This is a genomic window from Flavobacterium sp., assembly GCF_043720215.1.
Taxonomy (GTDB): domain Bacteria; phylum Bacteroidota; class Bacteroidia; order Flavobacteriales; family Flavobacteriaceae; genus Flavobacterium.
Map to the genome: position 1 here is coordinate 13,870 of NZ_JAYSSZ010000144.1, position 16,679 is coordinate 30,548.

Annotated in this window: 14 protein-coding genes; 1 reads left to right on the forward strand and 13 read right to left on the reverse strand. The window is 32.2% G+C overall.

Features of this window, described 5'->3' with window-relative positions:
- Positions 1 to 10: 10 nt before the first annotated feature.
- From ACHZC3_RS06705 to ACHZC3_RS06765, 13 genes are all read right to left on the reverse strand, one after another.
- Positions 11 to 1,210, reverse strand: a complete 1,200-nt coding sequence (locus ACHZC3_RS06705) for an LETM1-related biofilm-associated protein (RefSeq protein ID WP_394759102.1) — start codon at positions 1,208 to 1,210, stop codon at positions 11 to 13.
- 75 nt (positions 1,211 to 1,285) lie between these two features.
- Positions 1,286 to 1,912, reverse strand: coding sequence for a YdeI family protein (locus ACHZC3_RS06710; protein WP_394759103.1), 627 nt, complete (start codon positions 1,910 to 1,912; stop codon positions 1,286 to 1,288).
- Positions 1,872 to 2,393: a superoxide dismutase family protein gene (locus tag ACHZC3_RS06715; protein ID WP_394759104.1), complete on the reverse strand. Its 522-nt coding sequence runs from the start codon at positions 2,391 to 2,393 to the stop codon at positions 1,872 to 1,874. Before ACHZC3_RS06715 ends, ACHZC3_RS06710 begins: the two co-directional genes overlap by 41 nt.
- Before the next feature lie 208 nt (positions 2,394 to 2,601).
- Positions 2,602 to 4,392 carry an acyl-CoA dehydrogenase family protein gene (locus ACHZC3_RS06720; protein WP_394759105.1) on the reverse strand — a complete coding sequence of 597 codons (1,791 nt, stop codon included), beginning with the start codon at positions 4,390 to 4,392 and terminating at the stop codon, positions 2,602 to 2,604.
- A 36-nt stretch (positions 4,393 to 4,428) separates the two neighbouring features.
- Entirely contained in the window at positions 4,429 to 4,782 is a 354-nt protein-coding gene (locus ACHZC3_RS06725; RefSeq protein ID WP_394759106.1) for a four helix bundle protein, read from the reverse strand.
- A 36-nt stretch (positions 4,783 to 4,818) separates the two neighbouring features.
- Positions 4,819 to 6,000, reverse strand: coding sequence for a thiolase family protein (locus tag ACHZC3_RS06730; protein ID WP_394759107.1), 1,182 nt, complete (start codon positions 5,998 to 6,000; stop codon positions 4,819 to 4,821).
- Positions 6,001 to 6,003: 3 nt separating this feature from the next.
- The gene (locus tag ACHZC3_RS06735) at positions 6,004 to 8,394 is read right to left on the reverse strand and encodes a 3-hydroxyacyl-CoA dehydrogenase NAD-binding domain-containing protein (RefSeq protein WP_394759108.1); all 2,391 of its coding nucleotides are present in this window, start codon (positions 8,392 to 8,394) and stop codon (positions 6,004 to 6,006) included.
- Positions 8,378 to 8,845, reverse strand: a complete 468-nt coding sequence (locus ACHZC3_RS06740; RefSeq protein ID WP_394759109.1) for a MarR family winged helix-turn-helix transcriptional regulator — start codon at positions 8,843 to 8,845, stop codon at positions 8,378 to 8,380. The genes ACHZC3_RS06735 and ACHZC3_RS06740 overlap by 17 nt, the downstream gene beginning before the upstream one ends.
- A 141-nt stretch (positions 8,846 to 8,986) precedes the next feature.
- Positions 8,987 to 10,033 (reverse strand): proline iminopeptidase-family hydrolase, encoded by a 1,047-nt coding sequence (locus ACHZC3_RS06745; RefSeq protein WP_394759110.1) that lies wholly within the window; start codon positions 10,031 to 10,033, stop codon positions 8,987 to 8,989.
- Between the two features lie 145 nt (positions 10,034 to 10,178).
- On the reverse strand, positions 10,179 to 10,499 hold the full coding sequence (locus ACHZC3_RS06750; RefSeq protein ID WP_394759111.1) for a DUF4870 domain-containing protein: 321 nt from the start codon (positions 10,497 to 10,499) through the stop codon (positions 10,179 to 10,181).
- 2 nt (positions 10,500 to 10,501) lie between these two features.
- Complete coding sequence (locus tag ACHZC3_RS06755; RefSeq protein WP_394759112.1) at positions 10,502 to 11,755, reverse strand: dihydroorotase family protein; 1,254 nt, start codon at positions 11,753 to 11,755, stop codon at positions 10,502 to 10,504.
- The gene (locus ACHZC3_RS06760; protein WP_394759113.1) at positions 11,752 to 13,680 is read right to left on the reverse strand and encodes a BatA domain-containing protein; all 1,929 of its coding nucleotides are present in this window, start codon (positions 13,678 to 13,680) and stop codon (positions 11,752 to 11,754) included. The genes ACHZC3_RS06755 and ACHZC3_RS06760 overlap by 4 nt, the downstream gene beginning before the upstream one ends.
- Before the next feature lie 148 nt (positions 13,681 to 13,828).
- On the reverse strand, positions 13,829 to 15,175 hold the full coding sequence (locus ACHZC3_RS06765) for a DEAD/DEAH box helicase (RefSeq protein ID WP_394759114.1): 1,347 nt from the start codon (positions 15,173 to 15,175) through the stop codon (positions 13,829 to 13,831).
- A gap of 137 nt (positions 15,176 to 15,312) precedes the next feature.
- Here ACHZC3_RS06765 and ACHZC3_RS06770 point away from each other — a divergent pair.
- Positions 15,313 to 16,679: GAF domain-containing protein (locus ACHZC3_RS06770; RefSeq protein WP_394759115.1), on the forward strand; the 1,367-nt coding region annotated here is incomplete at its 3' end.

The following is a 16,679-nucleotide window of genomic DNA, read 5'->3' on the forward strand; positions in this document are numbered from 1 at the left end:
TAACTAATAGTTAATCTTCACTCAAATTTTCATTAAATGCTGATGGTAATAATTGCGGAATAAACTTAATTAAAATAGGTAGTAACAAACTTCCTCCAGGAATTATAAAAATAGTTAAGGAAGGAATTGTTTTACAAATATCAAGTAATTGATTTCTAACTTTCTTTTTTTCTTCTGGACTCAAATCTCTTTTTGTAGATTGTGACAAAAGCTTCATTAACTCTTTACTTTGGGTTATTTCTAGTAGAAGTCTATTTTTATTTCTAGAGATTAATGTGTGAACATTCTGTGTCGTTTGGTCATAAAAATGTTTTACAGGATTTGAAAAATTAAAATAAGGAATTTTGTCTTTATTTGAGATTAAAAACATATTCATATCTGTAATGCTTTTTTCGACAAAATATTTTGAAATAGTGAGTTTTTCTGCTAATTGGTATAAGAATAGTTCTTCCGATTTTTCCATTTTTGCATCATTCCACATTGCCATTCCAGCCATATCAATTAGATAATATTTTTCGTAATCGTCTTCAAAATAGGATAAATCTAAATTTTCTAGAGAGAGAATTTCGAACTTATTAAACTTGGTATAACGAACTGAGGATTCGAATAATTTTTGAAGTAAATCATCATATTTCGTCTTAGTCTCTTTTGTTTTTAGTGCTAATGAGACAATGTTTACAATAATTTCTTCTGTTTTTTTGAGATATTTGTCAGGAATAGTCCCTTTTGTTAAATATTTTTTGAAAGCCAAGACGTCTATAAACAATAAAGCATTGGTTAAAATGTGAGAAAAATTTTTGCTTATAATATTATCATTTGTTTGAACTCTAGAGCTTAAAAATTTTTCAAGCTTACTTGAAGAAGAATCATGAGGCAAAATAATATCTAGCAAATTAGATTCTTTTGGATGTAATTCTTCATAAAATGTGTTACATTTTTTGATAAAATCTTCTTGATTTCTATTGTTTTTATCCAATTGATACGTTCCAAAAAGAGTGTTTAACAATGCGATTTTTGTTAATTCACCAATTTTTAAACCTTTCGTATGGATTGTTTTTGTAGTTACAAAATGCGTAGTGTATCCAACTAGAAATCCAGTATTTCTAGTGTTTTCATAAAATAGCTTAGCATTATCAACCATAGATTGTTGACTGTTATTTTGCTCGAAAAAAAACTTTTCAACCCAACCTGGTGCCGAAGGATTTATCATAATTACATTTTGTTTTGCAAAGCTAAGTTTTTTTGTAAATGTAAAGATATATTAAAATTAAGTTTTGAATAAATATTATGGTCTAGCTTTTATATTTTGCTCACAAAGTTTTATAATTTCTACAATTCTAGAATTTCTAGTTTCTTCTCTTTTGGCATGATTTAACCAATATAGATAGCTTTTTCGATAGGAAGGACTAAAATTAGAATAGTTTTCAAATGCAATTTTATTACAATTGAAAGCAACTTGTAAATCATCAGGTATTTCTTGATTTTCAACTGCATCGAGCGAAGTCCAAGATCCATTTTGTTTAGCAATTTCAATTTTTGCTAATCCACTTTCGTGCATTAAGTTTTGTGAAATTAATTTTTCGATATAGGTTTTATTGAGTTTACTCCAAACACTTTTGTCTTTTCTTGGTGTAAAAGTTTGTTTTCGTCGCTCATCATCTAATTTTCGAACAGTTGAATCTATCCAACCGTAACAAATAGCAACTTGAACAGCTTCTTCCCAACGCATACTTTCGTATTTACTATCAACTTTATAAAAAATTAATTCAATTCCAGTCGAAGAATGGTGGTTTTCATGTAACCATTTTCTCCATTCTTGAGAATTTTTGAAGTATTGAATTTCTTTTTCTTTCAATGCAAAATGTAATACATTATTTAATAATTGCAGAACAAGCCACTCTTGCACCAGCATTTCCCGCAGGTTGTGATGTGAAATCGTCTATTCCTTTATGAACAATCAATCCTTTTCCAAGTATATTTTTGGTATCGTCTTCGCAACCAATGCACCATTCGGGAGTAGAGAATTTTACAGTAACATTTCCTTTTGCATCGGCAGTAAAATTACCAATATCTCCTTTGTGATGTTCTGCAGAGCCCCATTTTCCATGTTTTTTGAATGTAGGATTCCAATGTCCTCCAGCCGAACTTCCATCGGCAGCCGAACAATCAGATTTCTCGTGAATGTGAATGGCATGCTCTCCTGGTGTAAGTCCGCTTAAGTTAGCAACCATTGTTACTGTTCCGTTTTTCTCGATAAAATTTGCAGTTCCAGAAACGGTGCTTTCACTTTTTGAAGAAAAAGTAATTTTTATTTCATTTCTATTTCCTGTAGAAGTTTTACAAGCAATTATGATTAAAAAAAACGAACACGATAATAAGAGTAACTTTTTCATAGGATTTTTATTTATGTTATAAAATTACGGCTAAATTCTAAATAAATAGCATTTGCGTTAGGGATTAGAGTGAAAATCCTTTTGTTTTTTTCTTTAAAAAACAAAAGATTGTAACGGAAAGCCCGACCCTTGTGGTAACGTCCAAAATAAAAAGCCACAATAACAAAATAGTTAGTGTGACTTTTTTAAACCAATTAAATGAATTTATTTAGAAGCAGTATTCGTTTTCTGCAACTAATTTAGTTGTGATTGTTTCTCTCAAACCAACAACATTTGGCATATTTGTATATTTTGTGAAACGACGTAATCCCATTAACATCATGCGTTGTTCGTCACCTTCAGCAAAAGAAATCACACTTTCTTTACCTTTTTGAGTTACAATATCGACTGCTTGATATAAGTATAGTTTTGCCATTGCAATTTGTTCTTTTACCTTGTCTTCACCTTCTTTTTTAGCTAATTTTTCAGTTCTAAGAATAGTACTTTCAGACATGTAGATTTCGATAAGAATATCAGAAGCAGCCATTAATAATTGTTGGTGTGCATCTAAATCTGGTCCGTATTTTTGAACAGCTCCACCAGCAACCATAAGGAATGCTTTTTTCAATTTGCCAATCATTTCTTTTTCTTCAGCAAATAATTCAGAATAATCAGGAGTTTCAAATGAAGGAATTCCCATTAATTCTTCTTGTACTTTTGATGCTGGTCCTAATAAATCAATATGACCTTTCATGGCTTTTTTGATTAACATTCCAACAGAAAGCATTCTGTTTATTTCGTTTGTTCCTTCATAAATACGAGCAATACGAGCATCTCTCCAAGCACTTTCCATAGGCGTGTCTTCAGAGAATCCCATTCCACCAAAAATTTGAATTCCTTCATCAGCACATGATTGTACATCTTCTGAAACTGCTACTTTTAGGATAGAACATTCTATTGCAAATTCTTCAACACCTTTTAGTTCTGCTTCTTGATGTGTTGCTCCTTCAGCTTCACGAGCAACGATTCTGTCTTCGATGCCTTTTGCAGCACGATAAGAAGCACTTTCTCCAGCGTAACAATTGGTTGCCATTTCAGCTAATTTAGAACGAATAGCTCCAAAACTAGAAATTGGTGTATTAAATTGAATTCTTTCGTTAGCATATTTTACAGAACCAGAAATAACTCTACGTTGTGCATCTAAACAAGCAGCTGCTAGTTTGATACGTCCAACATTTAAAGCATTCATGGCTATTTTGAATCCATTTTCTCTTTCAGATAACATATTTTCTACAGGAACTTTCGTTTCATTGAAGAAAACTTGACGAGTAGAAGAGGCACGAATACCTAATTTGTGTTCTTCTTCGTTCATTGTAATTCCGTTTGCTGGATCATTTTCTACAATAAAACCTGTAATATTTTTATCAGTACCAATTCTTGCGAAAACTATAAATACCGAACAAAATCCTGCATTAGAAATCCACATTTTTTGTCCAGTGATAGAATAGTATTTTCCATCTTCAGACAAAACTGCTTTCGTTTTTCCAGAATTAGCATCAGATCCTGCTCCTGGTTCTGTTAAGCAATACGCACCAAACCATTCGCCAGATGCTAATTTTGGTACATATTTTTTCTTTTGTTCGTCACTTCCGTAAAGCGTTATTGGCATGGTTCCAATTCCTGTGTGTGCTCCAAAAGCAGTAGAAAATGAACCAGTTGCACCCGAAATATAATCGCAAACTAACATTGTAGATACAAATCCCATTCCCAATCCACCATATTCTTCTGGAACAGCAACTCCTAAAAGACCTAATTCACCAGCTTTACGCATGCTTTCTTCGGTAAATGCATAATCTTTTTTCTCAAAACGATCTTTATTTGCCCACAATTGTTTTTCTGAAAATTCTTTAACCATATCACGCATCATGATTTGCTCTTCTGAGAAATCTTCTGGTGTAAATACGTTTTCACATTTTGTTTCTTTTACTAAAAACTGTCCGCCTCTTGTTATGTCTTCCATTATTTTTATTTTAAATGATGAATTTTAAATTTTAAATTATTTTGTTATGCTTACGCTTGATGTTTTAATTATTTTGGTAATTATATTTATTATATGTTCTACCTCAATTAAATAATCAGACATTGAAATTGCTGTTAAATTCGACTTATCTAATAATCTCAACCAATATTTTGTTTCTCTAGCTTCTTTGGATGCAATTGACATTTTATGTATAAAATCTTTTCTTGATTGTGCTGCAATTGCTTCTTCAATATTTGCTCCAATACTTGTTGCTGATCTTAAGATTTGTTTAGAAATTATGAATTCATTTTCTTTTTTTAATAGAACAAAAAGATTTACTACTGATAAAGCAAAATCAAAACTCTTTATTGCAATAATATTATCTTTCATCTCCATTTAAAATTTAAAATTCATAATTTAAAATAATTAAAGAAGTTCGTAAATACCTGCAGTTCCTTGACCAGTTCCTACACACATAGAAACGATTCCGTACTTGCTTTTTCTTAATCTCATTTCTTCAAAAAGTTGAACCGATAGTTTGGCTCCAGTACAACCTAGTGGATGTCCTAATGCTATGGCTCCACCATTTACATTGATGATATCAGGATTTAAACCTAGTTCACGTGTAACAGCTAATGCTTGAGACGCAAATGCTTCGTTCAATTCGATTAAATCGATATCATTTAAAGTTAATCCCGCTTGTTTCAATGCTTTTGGAATGGCTTTTACTGGACCAATTCCCATAATTCTTGGTTCTACTCCAGCAGATGCGAAGTTTACTAATCTAGCGATTGGTTCCAAGTTTAACTCTTTCACCATTTCTTCGCTCATAACCAATACAAATGCAGCTCCATCACTCATTTGTGATGAATTTCCAGCGGTTACAGAACCATCGGCAGCAAAAACTGGACGTAAACCTGCTAAACCTTCAAGGGAAGTTCCAAATCTTGGACCTTCATCTTTATTTACAACATAAGATTTAGTTTCTTTTTTACCATTTTCATTGATGAATGTTTGATCAACCGTAATTGGTACAATTTGTTTGTCAAATTTTCCTTCGGCTTGTGCTTTCAATGCTTTGTTATGAGAATTAAATGCAAATTCATCTTGGTCTGCACGAGAAATGTTGAATTGTTTTGCCACTGCTTCCGATGTTAAACCCATTCCCCAGTAATAATCTTCGTGTCCAGCTGCAGCCATTTTATAATCTGGAGTTGGTTTGTAACCTCCCATTGGAATATAACTCATACTTTCGGCTCCACCAGCAATGATACAATGTGCCATTCCAGATTGAATTTTTGCAGTCGCCATTCCGATAGTTTCTAATCCAGAAGCGCAATATCTATTGACAGTTACACCTGGGACATCATCTACTTTTAATCCCATTAATGAAATTAAACGTCCCACATTTAGTCCTTGTTCAGCTTCTGGCATTGCGTTTCCAACCATCACGTCGTCAATACGAGTTTTGTCGAAATTTGGCAATTCAGCCATCATAAATTCGATGGTTTCTGCTGCCAATTCATCAGGTCTTTTAAATCTAAAAACTCCTTTTGGTGCTTTACCAACTGCAGTTCTATATGCTTTTACTATATATGCTGTTTTCATCTTTTAGTTTCTTAGCGGTTTCCCTTTTGTTAACATAAACTGTATTCTTTCTAACGTTTTTCTTTCGGTACAAAGTGACAAGAAAGCTTCACGTTCGATATCTAATAAATATTGTTCAGATACTAATGTCGCTTCAGACAAATCACCACCAGCCATAACATAAGCTAGTTTATTTGCGATTTTAAGATCATGTTCCGAGATGTATTTTCCAGCCACCATTTGATTGGTTCCAACTAAGAACATTCCTAATGCTTGTTTACCCAAAACTTTCACATCAGTTCTGCGAATTGGTTGAGTATAACCCGCTTCGGCCATTAATAAAGCATGTTTTTTAGCTTCGGCGATTTGACGGTCTTTGTTTACAACTACAATATCTTTACCGTGCTGTAAAAGCCCAGTATCAAAAGCTTCGTAAGCAGATGTAGATACTTTTGCCATTGCGATAGTCATAAAATATTCTTGAAGAACATTTAATTCCACATCGTTTTTACGGAATAAATCTGATGCACGCAATGCCAATTCTTTCGAACCTCCACCGCCAGGAATAACCCCAACACCAAATTCAACTAATCCCATATAGGTTTCTGCAGCGGCAACCACTTTATCAGCATGCAAGCTCATCTCGCAACCACCACCAAATGTCATTCCGTGCGGAGCAACAACAACTGGGATTCCAGAATAACGCACACGCATCATGGTGTCTTGGAACATTTTGATGGCCATATTCAACTCATCGTATTCTTGTTCCACCGCCATCATAAATATCATTCCGATATTGGCACCAACAGAGAAATTCGCTGCTTGGTTTCCGATAACCAAACCTTGGTATTCTTTTTCAGATAAATCAATTGCTTTATTGATAGCTGACAAAACATCACCACCAATGGTATTCATTTTAGATTGGAATTCTAAGTTCAAGATTCCGTCTCCTAGATCTTGGATGATAGCACCACTATTGCTCCAAACTTTTTTGCTTTCGCGAATGTTGTTCAAGATGATAAAACTGTCTTGACCAGGAACTTTAGTCTGAGATTTTGTTGGAATATTGTAGAAATAAGTAGCTCCTTCTTTTACAGAATAAAAACTTTTATTTCCAGAGGCAATCATTTCAGTAACCCAAGCTGCTGGCTCTTGACCTTCGGCTTTCATAATTTCGATTCCTTTTTCAACACCGATGGCATCCCAAATTTCGAATGGACCATTTTCCCATCCAAAACCAGCTTTCATGGCATCGTCTATTTTGTATAATTCATCAGAGATTTCAGGGATTCTGTTCGAAACATAAGCAAACATTCCAGAGAAAGATTTTCTGTAAAATTCGCCTGCTTTGTCTTTTCCTTTTACTAAAACTTTAAAACGATCGATTGGTTTATCAATTGTTTTGGTTAATTCTAAAGTAGTAAAAGAAGATCTTTTTGCAGGACGATATTCTAAAGTATCCAAATCTAATGAAAGAATGTCTTTTCCTTCTTTTTTGTAAAAACCTTGATTGGTTTTGCTTCCCAGCCAATTGTTTTCCATCATTTTATTGACGAAATCTGGTAACTTGAACAATTCGTGTTGTTCGTCATTTGGACAGTTTTCGTAGATCCCGTTGGCAACATGTACCAAAGTATCCAATCCAACTACATCCACAGTTCTGAAAGTAGCCGATTTTGGTCGACCAATAACCGGACCAGTCAATTTATCTACTTCTTCAATAGTCAATCCCAATTCTTTTACCAAGTGAAATAAACTTTGGATTCCGTAAATACCAATACGGTTTCCGATAAATGCCGGAGTATCTTTGGCAACAACCGAAGTTTTACCCAAGAATTTTTCTCCGTATATCGTTAAGAAATCCAATACTTCTGTTGAAGTTTGTGGACCAGGAATAATTTCGAATAGTTTTAAGTAACGAGCCGGGTTAAAAAAGTGAGTACCGCAGAAGTGTTTTTGGAAATCTTCGCTACGTCCTTCGCTCATAAAGTGAATCGGAATACCAGAAGTGTTGGATGTTACCAAAGTTCCTGGTTTTCTGAATTTTTCAATTTGTTCGAAAACCAATTTTTTGATATCCAAACGCTCCACAACCACTTCGATGATCCAATCTACATTGGCAATCTTGGCCATATCATCTGTAGTGTTTCCAGTTGTGATTCGGCTGGCGAATTTCGTATTATATATAGGAGAAGGTTTGGATTTGAGTGCGTTGGCTAGACTGTCATTTACCAAACGGTTACGAACAATTTTGCTTTCGAGTGTTAATCCTTTTTTTGCTTCAATATCAGTAAGTTCTCTTGGAACGATATCCAAAAGTAAAACTTCGACACCAATATTGGCAAAATGACAAGCAATTCCTGAACCCATAATTCCGGATCCAACTACTGCAATTTTTTTAATTGTGCGTTTCATTATAAATTTTTTCTGGTTGATTGAATATGTTTTTATCTTGAATTAATTCGTTTATTATTTCTGAAACTTCCATAAAATTTTGAAGTTTTTCAGGGGAAACATTATTTTTAATTGTCTCATTAAATTTGAGTACTGTTTCTTTAGATTGAGCTCGTTTTTCTTTTCCAAATTGTGTTAAATAGACAAGTACACCTCTACCATCGTTCGGGTTAGGTTTTCGGATTATTAATCCTTTTTCTTCGAGTGTTTTTAAGGTTCGAGTAAGGGAAGTAGCTTCCATACCCATTCTTGATGCAATTTTGGTTGACGGCGTTCCTTCTTCTTTATCTATGCTTAACAAGGCAAAACCAATGGCCATAGAACCATCGTATTTTGAGGCTTCTTCGTTATACATTCTTGACACAGCTTGCCAAGTTTCTCGAAGTGCATAGTCTATTGTTTTTTCTTTCATAAAATACTAAATGAAAAACAAATATAGTAAAAAAATACTATGCACGCATAATAAATTTATTTTTTTTAAGAATTATTTGTAACCTTAATAAAAGTGTAGTACTTATAGGATGTTTAAAATTTTTTTTAGAATATAGGGCAATTATTTTTTGAAATTTGCACTATCAACATCTCTTAAAAATTGAATTAAACCTGAAAAATAAGTTTTCTGATCGTCGTATTGAGATAAATGACTTCCGTTTGGGCAAAATAAGAATCGCCCGTTTTGTACTTCTTTAGAAATCCATTCCATATGTTTAGGATCCATAGTGTCGTATTTTGAACCAATTACTAATGAAGGAACTGTGATGGTGTGCAATTTGTTTTTTATATCCCAATTTTTTAGTGTTGCATCTCCTGTGATTCCAAATTCGCTCGGCCCTTGCATATAAACATATACATTATTATTGATGTGTTTGAAACAACGGTTTACTGCTTCTGGCCATTCTTCTAAAGGTTTTCTAAGAATATGCTCTGTGTAATAGTATTTAAATAGTAAATCTGCGTATTTTGGATTTTTGTAGTCTTTGTTTTTTTCGAATTCTTTGATTTGTTTGAAAACATCTGGGGGAAGTTTTGGACCAAGAACTTCTTCAGCATATTTGTTATATTCTGGAGCACTTGCCATCATATTTGATATAATGAGTCCTTTTAAATTTTTTTGATATTTTAGTGCATATTCCATAGCTAGAATTCCGCCCCAAGATTGACCCATTAGATAAAAATTATCTTTGTTTAAATCTAATGCAATTCTGACTTGTTCTACTTCTTCTACGAACCGTTCGTTTGTCCAGAGTTTATTGTTATTAGGTTGATCGCTGTAGTAAGATCCTAATTGATCGTAATATATATATTCGATGCTTTCATTTGGAAAATAGCCATCGAAACATTCGTATAATTCATGGGTGACACCTGGTCCACCATGAAGTAATAGTACTTTTATGGTTGGATTATTTCCTACACGTTTTGTCCAGACTTTAAAATTACCAACAGGAGTAGTTATTGGAATCATTTTTATTCCTCCTGTAAACTGATCGTCACGTTTTGAGAAATTGAGATAATTTGCTTTTACCGAATCTTCTGGATTGTTTTTACAATTGTTAAACAAAAAGATAAATAATACGGATACTATGATTGTTTTTGTCTTCATAATTAATTTGAATTTATTCTTGTTAATATATTAAAAAATAGAATTCATGAATTTTAAATATACAACTAATTTAAGTTTAATAGTTGTATTAGAAAAACTCATTTTTAATCTGAATCATCTATGTGCTTTTTTAGCAACAAGTAACTTATATATTATTAAACCATTTTTGAAAATAATTTCCTAAAAGCGGAATGGGTTTCATTTCTCCTTTTGCCGCTGTTAGCATGCCGTACATGCTTAAAACAGATACAAATATCCACATCGAAATTAAGATCATATCGTTTTTAAAATTTGAAATAATCAATCCCAAACCAATAAAAAGTATAGTAATCCCCAATCCTTGTCTGATATGAAAGGAAGCAAAATTATTTTTATTTTCCGAATTTATCGATAAGGCAATTAGTGGACCAATTAAAATAATATAACTTAATATTGCTGCTGTTTTTCCGTCTTTTTTCTCTTCCATTTTTATGCTAAAACTAATTTTTCTTGATTATATATTCCATATACTTTTCCTTTTGATTTTGTGCCAAGAAAAGCTGAATTCTTCGATTTTGATAGTATATTTTCTTCTATAAACACAGATTCACCTTCAGGATTAAATAAGGTAATATTGGCTTTTTGTCCTTCAATAACTGAAGTTGTTTCTTGACCAAATATTATTCTACCAGCACTTAATTTTTCAATGATAATTTCAGTTGGCAATATGGTTTGCAAAGCACCAAAAGCACTTTCTAAACCAATAGTTCCATACTTTGCTTTATCAAATTCCATTTTTTTATTTTCAATATCAATAGGATTGTGGTCTGATGTGATACAATCAATTGTATTGTCAAGAATTCCTGCAATTAATGCTTTTTTATCTTCTTCAGTTCGAAGTGGTGGCAAAACTTTAAATCGTGTATCAAAACCTTCGATTTCTTTATCGGTTAAAATCAAATTATGAACTGCAACGCTGCAAGTTACTTGTAATCCTTTGGCTTTAGCTTCTTTAATTAAAACAACAGATTTTGCACTCGAAATAGTTGGAATATGCAATTTTCCACCTGTATATTCTAAAATAAAAAGATTTCTGGCAATGATTAATTCTTCAGCAAGCGACGGAATTCCTTTGAGTCCTAACATTGTCGAAACGATACCTTCATGAACCATTCCTTTGCCTTTTATTGTATTGTCTTGCGAAAAAGCGATAACTAATCCGTCGAAATCTTGAGTATATTGTAAGCTTATTTTAAGCAAATTGGCATTGTCTAAACTTTTGTTATAATCACCAAAAGCTACTGCTCCTGCATTTTTCATATCAAAGAGTTCAGCTAAATCATTTCCTTCACTTTTTTGTGTTAACGCACCAATCGGGAAAAGTTCGGTAGCAAAACCGTTTGCTTTTTGTTTCACAAAATTTATCTGTGATTGATTGTCTAAAATAGGGAAGGAGTTGGGTTGCAAAGCAATAGCTGTAAATCCTGATTTTGCAGCTATTTGTAATCCGTTTGCAATGGTTTCTCTATCTTCAAAACCTGGTTCGCCAAGAGAAACACTCGTATCGAACCAACCTTGAGAAACGTGTAAATTATCGAGTTTTATTTCTTCAAAACCTTCGTTATTTTCAATATTTGAAGCTATTTTTTCGACAATTCCGTTACTAATTTTTATATCCACAACTTGATTGTGTAATGGATTCTTAGTATCGATAATTCGTGCTGCTTTGAGTATCAAATTCATTTTACAAATTTTTGTATAAATAGTTCAAGGAGTAAAAATAATAGTACAAAAATAAGAAACCATTTCCAAACGTGGCTATCGGTTCTGTTTATTTGAATGCTATCAAAAAAGGATTCGATGTTAGAAACAACATTCAAATCGGCTAAAGTTTCGTCACTTGGAAGAGTCAAATTACTTTCTTTTCTATCAAAATTAAAACTAATATTTCCAATGTTTTTTTTGCTTTGAATGAGATCAAAATTTCCTGCTAACGTTGGATTGTCAGCACATGAAATTTTAATCTTATCTGACATAATTTGTTGTGATGGGATAAATTCTTCTGAAGGATTTCTTATAGAAATAATCTCGTTATTATTTGTATTTGCAGTAATTAAAAACGGATTTGTGTTGCCAATAGTTTCATATTTCACTCCGTTTTTATCAGTATTCATTGCCATTTTATAAAAAGTTGGCACTATGAGTGGCGAATTCTGAAAATTACTATTCGTCTTATTTATAGGTGCCGAAAAAACAAACACAGAACCCATTTGCTTTTGTATTGATGTTAAAAAAGCACTTTGATCATCGTAACTAATAGCTTGTGACGCATTACTTTTTATGACAAATGATTGTAATGTATTTGGATATTGAAAATTAGTAATTTTCTTCTCAAAAACATTTGAAAATAAAGGGTTGGAAAAATTTATTTTAGTAATTTTCTTTTCTTGATTTTGAAGATTTGAAAACTGAATTCCTCCAAAATTATTGAAGAATGAATTCAAATTTGATATTTCATTTTTTTCTGACGGAATCAAAATGACATTTCCGCCTTTGGCAACAAACGATTTTAGATTGGTTTGCAAAGCGACAGGAATATTGTCTAATTCGTTCAAGATAATAGCATCTTGCTTGTTTAGTTGACTATAATCTAAAGCGGTAATTAATGAATTTGAATAATTAAACTCTGGTTTGGTATAAATTCGAGATAAAAAATTGCTTTTTTCGGTTAATCCAATACTTAAAACATTCGTTATTTTGGGTTCAGAAATTGAAAAATATAGAGTATTATCGAAAGTCAAACTATTATCATTGATGTTTACATAACCATTAAAATCTGCTTTTGGAATTGTAAAATTGATAATTTCTTTGTTTTTCTTTAAATTTAAAATTGTTTTAGCAATTAGATTTTTTTGATTGTAAACCGAAACAGGAATCGCTTTTGCTTCATCAAAATTTGAAGAAAACTGAACGGATATTTCGTAGAAATCATCTAAAGTTTGGGCTAAATAAACGCTGTCTATGGCAATGTTTTTGAGTTGTTCCGCTTCGGGAATGATAAAATATGTTTTATCGTTTTGGTTACTGCTTTTTATATGGTTTTTGTTCATTCCAATTCCATCGGTAATGATAACAATATCTTTATTTACAAAGGTTTTTCGAGATTTTATTTTTGTTAGCGCCGTTTCTAACGAAAATGGAATGGCGCTATATTTTAGGTTTTGTAAATCTTTTTCGATTGCATTTATATTGGTATTCCAATAATTATCATCATTGGTAATTACCGAAAAATTACTGTTTTTAGGCGCAAATTCTAATAAATCTTGCACAGCACGTTTTAGTAATTCGCCTTTTTGACCTTTGGCTTGCATACTGTAGGAATTGTCTAAAATGATAAACAATTCGTTGTTTGTGTTTTTGCTGTCTTTTGCTTTGAAAAAAGGTTGTGCAAAGGCAAATATAAGAAAGGCTAGTAACAATAATCTGGTGGCTAGCAACAACCATTTCTTGATTTTTGAACTTTTTCGGGTTTGAATGGAAAGCTCTTTAAGAAATTTTACATTAGTAAAAAACTCTTTTTTAAATCTGCGTAATTGAAATAAATGAACCAGAATTGGAATAACCAATAAGAAAAGGAAATAGAGAACTTCTGGATGTTTGAATTGCATTTATTATAAAAGGTTTTTCAAAAATAGTTATTTTTATCAAATTTAGCAACTGCTATTTTTGTGTGATTTTATTTTTTGTCAGGCTGAGCGAAGTCGAAGCCCTTTGTATGACTTTGACTTCGCTCTGCTTGACAACTGAAACCTAAAACTATTTTTTTTTCTTTTTCGCTGCTCTTGTTTTTAAAATATTTCTATTGACAGAAGTTCCTGTTTTTTTCTTCGTTTTAGATGGACCACCTAAATTCACTTTTTTGTTTTTCTCCGATTTTTCGTGATGAGATGCTCCGCCTTCTAATTTCACTTTTTTAAGTAAAAACTTGATTACTTCTTTCTCTTTTTCTGGACCAATAAGCAGTTTAGAAATTTCTACTTCTTCTGGTAAATCTAAAATTGTAATTTCTTTGCCCATCAAAACTTCGGCACCAAATTTTATTTCTTCTTCACGAGGCGCAATAAAACTTATCGCAATTCCCGATGCATCGGCACGACCAGTACGACCAATCCTGTGGATATATTGCTCTGGAAGTTCAGGCGCTTCAAAATTTATAACGTGTGTAATGTTCGAAATGTCTAGACCACGCGCCATAATATCGGTAGTAATCAAACCACGCAATTCGCCTTCTTGGAAAGTTGCCATCGTAGTTAGACGATAATTCTGAGATTTATTAGAGTGAATTACCCCAAACTGCTCTGGAAAATCAGCTTCAATTCTTTCGTGAAGCATATCGGCAATTTTCTTATTGTTTACAAAAACTAAGATACGTGACATTTCCTCATTGGTATGAAGTAAGTGTTTTAGTAAATTAACTTTGGTATTAAAATTAGGAACATTATACGATAATTGTTCAATTTTTTCTAAAGGAGTTCCTGACATTGCTAGGGAAACTTCTTCTGGAAAATCGAAATAATCGTTCAGAATAGCATCTACTTCATCTGTCATTGTAGCTGAAAATAGTATGTTTTGACGTTTGGTTCTCAACATGGCAAGTATCGATGTGATTTGAACTCTAAAACCAAGGTTTAACATTTCGTCAAACTCATCAATCACTAATTTTTGAGTATCATCGAAACGGATGACAGCATCAAGAGCTAAATCCATTACACGTCCAGGAGTTCCTACTAGAATATCGACACCTTCATAAACTTGTTTTTTTTGTGTATTTATGTTTACACCACCATATATTCCTAATGTAGAAACTGACATGTATTTTGTCAATTTTTCAACTTCTTCTACCACCTGAACCACCAATTCACGGGTTGGAACAAGTATTACAATTTTTGGTGTATTGGTGTTTGTAAAGGTATATTGTTTTAATAAAGGCAAAAGGTATGCAAATGTTTTACCAGTACCAGTTTGTGCAATTCCCATCATATCGCGACCAGACATAATTACAGAAAATGATTTTTCCTGAATAGGTGTTGGTTTTGTTAACTTTAATTCGTCTAATGCTTTTTGTACCGATTTTGGAAGATTAAACTGTTCGAATGTTGCCATTTTGTTTTATTTTGTGCAAAGGTATTCTTTAAAGTCAATATTAATCAATAAATAAGCGTACTTCGTCGGAAAAAAGAGGTTTTTAATTAAAATTGTAGTATATTAGTGATATTTTATAATTAGAAAGCATTTTGGTTATGGGTAATAATTTTTCTGTAAAACAATTTGAAATTCTTTTAGAACTTTATAAATCTTCTTTTTCAAATTTTGATTCTTTAGAAAATTTGCAAAAAGCAATAACAAAATCTGTTGCTTCGGGTTTGGGAGTTTCTCGGGCAAGTATTTGGGAGTTTGAAGAGGATAAATTAGTTTGCAAAATTTTATTCAATACTGAAAAAGATTCATTCGAAATACAATCGGAATTATTACAATCTGACATTCCTAATTATTTTGATGCGCTCCACAAAGGAATAGGAATAGTTGCTAACGATGCTCAAGAAAATAAGCTTACTAATGATTTAAAAGACATTTACCTAATCCCGTTGCATATAAAAAGCATGCTTGATTTGCCTATTCGAGAAAATGGAAAGCTAATAGGAACTTTATGTTGTGAGCATACAAATGATAAAAAATGGTCAGAAAATGATATATCGTTTGCTAGATCAGTAGCGGATATTTTGACCCTACTTCTTGAAGAAAACAAAAAAAGAATTGCAGAGAAAAGTTTATTGGAAAATGAAGATAGATTCAAATTTATATCAGAAAATATCTCGGATGGAATCTATATTATAGAAAATGAGATTTTAGTTTTTACTTCTTCAACGTATCTTGAAATGTTAGGTTTGTCTGAAGAAGAAAAAAGAAATAGTCATAGTTTAGATATGTTTGAACTAACACATCCCGATGATAAACAACGGATTATAAGTTGTATTTATGATGCTGCGAGTAAAAAACTGCCTTCAACAAAATACGTCTTTAGATGCCGGAAAAAAAATGGTGAATATATGTGGCGTGAAGATATTATGAATATTCACTACGATGTTTCTGGTCATGCATTTCGAGCAGTAACTATTGCTAGAGATATTACACAAGAAAAAGAGAAGGAATTAGAAATAATTAACAAGCAAAAAACAATCGATTTGCAAAATAAATTATTAATAAAACTATATGCAAACACAGTCGATTTAAGTATAAAAGATAAAATAACTTATATAACGTCACTAGCGTCCGAAGGACTAAAAATAGACAGAGCAAGTTATTGGGAAATAGAAGAAAACCAATTAGTTTGTAAAGATTTATTTGATAAAACAGAAAATAAACATACAAAAAATCAAAAATTAGATACTAGAGAATTACCCAAATATATAGAAGCGATTAAGAGCCAAACCGCAATTATTGCCGATGATGTTCTAACAAACGAAAGTACATCCGAGCTTGTAGAGAATTATTTAATTCCGCTAAGAATTACGGATATGTTAGATATTCCTATAAGAGAAAGCGGAAAATTTCATGGCGTTTTATGTTGTGAGCACCGTGATGATCCAAGAGTTTGGAGCGAGAATGA

Excerpts from the sequence above, each read along its gene's own strand:
- ACHZC3_RS06705 (WP_394759102.1), bottom strand. The coding sequence starts at position 1,210 with ATGATAAATCCTTCGGCACCAGGTTGGGTTGAAAAGTTTTTTTTCGAG.
- ACHZC3_RS06710 (WP_394759103.1), bottom strand. The coding sequence starts at position 1,912 with ATGCTGGTGCAAGAGTGGCTTGTTCTGCAATTATTAAATAATGTATTA.
- ACHZC3_RS06715 (WP_394759104.1), bottom strand. The coding sequence starts at position 2,393 with ATGAAAAAGTTACTCTTATTATCGTGTTCGTTTTTTTTAATCATAATT.
- ACHZC3_RS06720 (WP_394759105.1), bottom strand. The coding sequence starts at position 4,392 with ATGGAAGACATAACAAGAGGCGGACAGTTTTTAGTAAAAGAAACAAAA.
- ACHZC3_RS06725 (WP_394759106.1), bottom strand. The coding sequence starts at position 4,782 with ATGAAAGATAATATTATTGCAATAAAGAGTTTTGATTTTGCTTTATCA.
- ACHZC3_RS06730 (WP_394759107.1), bottom strand. The coding sequence starts at position 6,000 with ATGAAAACAGCATATATAGTAAAAGCATATAGAACTGCAGTTGGTAAA.
- ACHZC3_RS06735 (WP_394759108.1), bottom strand. The coding sequence starts at position 8,394 with ATGAAACGCACAATTAAAAAAATTGCAGTAGTTGGATCCGGAATTATG.
- ACHZC3_RS06740 (WP_394759109.1), bottom strand. The coding sequence starts at position 8,845 with ATGAAAGAAAAAACAATAGACTATGCACTTCGAGAAACTTGGCAAGCT.
- ACHZC3_RS06745 (WP_394759110.1), bottom strand. The coding sequence starts at position 10,033 with ATGAAGACAAAAACAATCATAGTATCCGTATTATTTATCTTTTTGTTT.
- ACHZC3_RS06750 (WP_394759111.1), bottom strand. The coding sequence starts at position 10,499 with ATGGAAGAGAAAAAAGACGGAAAAACAGCAGCAATATTAAGTTATATT.
- ACHZC3_RS06755 (WP_394759112.1), bottom strand. The coding sequence starts at position 11,755 with ATGAATTTGATACTCAAAGCAGCACGAATTATCGATACTAAGAATCCA.
- ACHZC3_RS06760 (WP_394759113.1), bottom strand. The coding sequence starts at position 13,680 with ATGCAATTCAAACATCCAGAAGTTCTCTATTTCCTTTTCTTATTGGTT.
- ACHZC3_RS06765 (WP_394759114.1), bottom strand. The coding sequence starts at position 15,175 with ATGGCAACATTCGAACAGTTTAATCTTCCAAAATCGGTACAAAAAGCA.